Genomic DNA, 3,770 nt, shown 5'->3' with positions numbered 1-3,770 from the left:
GCCGCGGATCCCGTCGCCGTCGACTGGGCCGCCCGCGCCGGATCCGATTACGCATGCCGAGTCGGTCGGTCGATAACGGGTAGCGTGACGTCGTGCCTGACGAGCTGGAGCATTCCACCACTGAGCCTGACATCGATAACGGCTACCCAAGCTCCGGGGTGCCGACGTTCGACTCGGTCCGGGAGAAAATCGAAACCCGCTACCAAACATCATTCGGTGCAGGCGAATTGGATTCCGAGACCCCTGAGGGCCGGACCGTCGAGCAACAATACGAGGCGCGGCAGCACGAGGCCGCGGACCGACTGGCGCAGATTCGCGAATCGATGCGCGACGACCAGCGATGAGTTGAGTGCGTCGCGTCACGGCTGATGAGGGGCGACGACGGCTCGTAAGCCGGCAGTTTCTCGGGCTCGGCGACTCGGTGATCGATGCCACCACGGCACTGGTGGGTTTGCATGCCACCAATCTCGCCACCCCCTTTCTTTCGTTGTGGGCGCGTTGTCCGGGTTTCATTGCCGCCGAACTCGAAGATGAGCTGTACCGAAACCGTTCCGTGTTGCGGCATTTGGCCATGCGAAGAACGCTGTGGGTGGTGCGCGCCGACGATCTACCGATCATTCAGTGCGCCAGCGATCGGGTCGCTGCCAATGAGCACCGCCGACTGGTCGCCGATCTCGAGAAAGCGGACCTCGCGTCCGACGGCACGCAGTGGCTGGCAGCGGCCGTTCCGCGGTACTGGACCATCTGGAGCGGTACGGTCCGCTCAGTAGTACTGAACTGCGTTCCGCACTGCCCGAGATCAGCGGACACTACGACCCTGCACCGGGGAAGCCCTGGGGCGGAATGGTTCCGGTGGCGCCGCGGGTTTTGACCGTGCTCTCGGCCCGCGGCGAGATTGTCCGTGGACCCAACGACGGAAGCTGGACGTCGGATTGTCGGAGAGAGACAGAGAGAGGTCGCTGGCCGTTCGAGGCTTGGGGGTGCGCTATCCCGGGGGCACCCCCCAGGGGTTGCGCTCTGCCAAGTGTAAGCGGAGCGAAGGACCGCGTGTGTGTGGGTCAGTCGTACGGCCCGAGGAACCGTTCGCCATTGAAGTGGATCAAGTGAGTCGCGTCTTCGGCACACCAGACGTCGGTCTCCCACGCGATTTGGCTCAGGTACTTCCGCATTTCCTTGCGGTCCGGGAACGCCGACACGAAGACGAGACCGGCAGTCGAGCCACCGAACAGCGCCGCCAGCTCGCCGTGGCGCTTCGCGTCGACCGGACCGTGCGACGATGCCGCTTCGATCAGCACAAGCCAGCCCTTGTCCGGCAGGTAGACCACAAGGTCCGGCATTTTGCCGTGCGAATCCACGGTGACGCCGAGCGACGCGAGCTTTTCCTGATCGAAGACCGCCCACTTGTCATCCGCGTCACCGACGTAGAGAATCTGCGCGCCAGGCGTGAAATACGCACAGAAATCGTCGACGATCTGCTTGATCAGGACGTTCTGCCCGCCCGGCGACAGGGTGAATGGGTCGCCGTTCGGCAGGATGACCGGAATGCGATCCAACTCCCGAGCCGCGGCATACAGTGCCTTCAGACCGGGCAACTTGTCGAGGTGCTTTTCTACGGCATGCGCGAAAATGTCGGTTCCAAACAGCCGGATCACCACTAAGGCTTCGTCAGGAACCTGGTAATTCCATTTCGGCGAGTTGACGGGGCGGTGTGGCTCGTCGGGGTTCTGCACGACTAGCTGCGCGTCGGCGAACTGGTGCAGCGTTTGACGTCGCACCGTCTCCCGAGTGTTTGGCTTGTAGTCGAGTCCGTACTCGTCCCGAATCCAGTCCATGATCGCTCGCGTTCCCAGCATCGGGTTCGACGCCACCGACCACGGATCCTCAGGACCAAGATGCAGCAGAGCCAGCAGAGTGCGCGCGCTGCGCTCGTTCGACCGTTCGGCGTCCATACCGAGTGCTTTGAGAAGCTGTCGCGCTTCGGCGACCTTCTTGTCCTCCGTCATGCGGCGACGTCTGTGGCACGAACGAAGCTATCGATCCGCGCGTCGATGTCGTCCTGGCCTGGAAGCTGTTCGGGCACACCGTCTCCGAGTCTTCGTAGCGTGTTCAGGTCGGGGAACCGCAGCGTCCGCAGATCGGTCGCGTTCACCTGCGTGTGCCCAGAGAAGGTACGGAAGAATTTGTCGACCAGTGTGGAATTGAGCCACCAGCACAGCCCGTAAGCCATCTCGCGGTCGAGGCCGGCACCTCCAGAATGGAATACGTTCACATGATTCTCGAACGCCACCGGTCCAGGGACGCAGTCAGGTGACCAGACAGCGGCGACGATCCGCCGACGTTCCTCCTTAGCTGAGAACCGCTTCACGACGCAATACCAGCCACCAGGAACAAGCATCTGGACATCACGGGCGTTCTGTGGCTGAAACCACTGCGCCTTGCGGACAGAGCGCGGCCACTCGATCACGCCGTTTCGGACATTGCCTGGATAAACCAAAGGCACCGCGTTCTCTACCTGCTCGTCCTTCAGACACTCACGGGACCGAAAGTCAACTACCTTGCCGGTTGACGCGGTCACGCGCAGGCTGGCAAGTGTCGACGGCAACGCCAGCATCCTTTCGGCGATGTGCGTGTCGTCGTCGTTCACCGCCAAGCGGATGAACCGATTAGGGTCCTTCGGTTGCACAACATCGGCGTACGCCACAACGCGCGTCATGTTCTCGTCATCGTGGTGCCCGATGCTGACCGAGAGCACCACGTTGTCGCGCTTCCCGTCGCGGGTTCCGGAGAAAATCACGTTCTCTTGCAGCACGCCGGTATCGGCAAACACCGTCGAGCGCGACTCGAAGACATGGACGCGGTCGAGCGCCAGACAGTCGAGAAGGAACGACCGAAATAGGCCGAAGTACGGCCCATTGCAGAACGACCGCGGAGTGATGGCAACAAGCTGCCCCCCCGGCCTCAGTGCCGCCGCGCCTAACGCCAGAAACGCTGCGTAAAGATTCGGCGCATCGGCCCCGACTTCCCGAACCGCTTCGCGCGCGGCAGACGACGCGGCGAGCTTCGCGTAAGGAGGGTTCTCGATGACGATGTCGAAGTCCCGGAGACGCGGGTCGGGTTCCATCCCGGTGGATTCGACAATGAAGTCTGCGGCGATGATCTCGTAACTGACCCTGTCATCACCGACGGCAACGCAAACGTCGAGTGTGTCCCGAAGGCGTGCGATTACCCCCATATCGCACTCGACCGCGACCACATGAACGTGGAGGTCGGGACGCTCATCGAGTGCCCGCGCAACGAGCGCCGCCGCCAGTGAGCCGGACCCAGCACCAGGGTCGAGCACCCGGATCGTTCCCGACTCCGGAAGCCGCGGCTGCGACGCAATCAACACCGCAGCGCGGGACGGAGTGAAAAATTGACCTAGTTTGTCCTGCGACTTCGGGTCAAGCCCAGCCAGAGCAGCAATGCGGTTACTCTCGGCCGTTTGAAGGATGCGGGTCAGCACAAGGTTACGGTAATGCAGGCGTCCGACATAAACTCGCTACTGGCCCGGCATGGATTTGTGGGTAGTTTTTGTTGATCTTGATTCTGGGCCGGTCAGGCGGTGGCGGTCCGGTTGTGCGAATGTGTCCAGATCTGTTCGAAGCGGTTGCTGGCCTGCTGGCAGCCCAGGGTGAGGATGCCGGTGGCGCCGGGAATCCAGGGTGCGCCGTCGCCGAGGACGACGAGTTGGCGGATGTGGTCGGCGCCGCGGCGCAGGGCCTCGGCGTGTA

3 protein-coding genes and 1 pseudogene are annotated in these 3,770 nt (G+C 62.7%); 2 read left to right on the top strand and 2 right to left on the bottom strand.

Annotation, left to right across the window (positions count from 1 at the left end):
- The first annotated feature begins 92 nt into the window (after nucleotides 1-92).
- Both ABDV69_RS20485 and ABDV69_RS20480 read left to right on the top strand, forming a co-directional pair.
- The gene (locus ABDV69_RS20485; protein ID WP_343577607.1) at nucleotides 93-344 is read left to right on the top strand and encodes a hypothetical protein; all 252 of its coding nucleotides are present in this window, start codon (nucleotides 93-95) and stop codon (nucleotides 342-344) included.
- Nucleotides 345-442: 98 nt separating this feature from the next.
- Nucleotides 443-927 (top strand): annotated as a pseudogene (locus ABDV69_RS20480) (crosslink repair DNA glycosylase YcaQ family protein); the annotation flags it as partial.
- Nucleotides 928-1,058: 131 nt separating this feature from the next.
- On the opposite strand, the gene ABDV69_RS20475 reads toward ABDV69_RS20480, so the two are convergent.
- Together ABDV69_RS20475 and ABDV69_RS20470 are read right to left on the bottom strand one after the other, a co-directional pair.
- Nucleotides 1,059-2,003 (bottom strand): BsuBI/PstI family type II restriction endonuclease, encoded by a 945-nt coding sequence (locus ABDV69_RS20475; protein WP_343577606.1) that lies wholly within the window; start codon nucleotides 2,001-2,003, stop codon nucleotides 1,059-1,061.
- Nucleotides 2,000-3,502 (bottom strand): Eco57I restriction-modification methylase domain-containing protein, encoded by a 1,503-nt coding sequence (locus ABDV69_RS20470; protein WP_343577605.1) that lies wholly within the window; start codon nucleotides 3,500-3,502, stop codon nucleotides 2,000-2,002. The genes ABDV69_RS20475 and ABDV69_RS20470 overlap by 4 nt, the downstream gene beginning before the upstream one ends.
- Nucleotides 3,503-3,770 lie beyond the last annotated feature (268 nt).

The organism is Mycobacterium sp. (genome assembly GCF_039583785.1).
Classification (GTDB): domain Bacteria; phylum Actinomycetota; class Actinomycetes; order Mycobacteriales; family Mycobacteriaceae; genus Mycobacterium.
The sequence above is the reverse complement of the archived record's forward strand: the minus strand, read 5'-3'. Positions and strand labels throughout refer to the sequence as shown.

Bases quoted from the DNA above. Each gene is read 5' to 3' on its own strand.
- ABDV69_RS20475 (WP_343577606.1), bottom strand. From the start codon at position 2,003: ATGACGGAGGACAAGAAGGTCGCCGAAGCGCGACAGCTTCTCAAAGCA.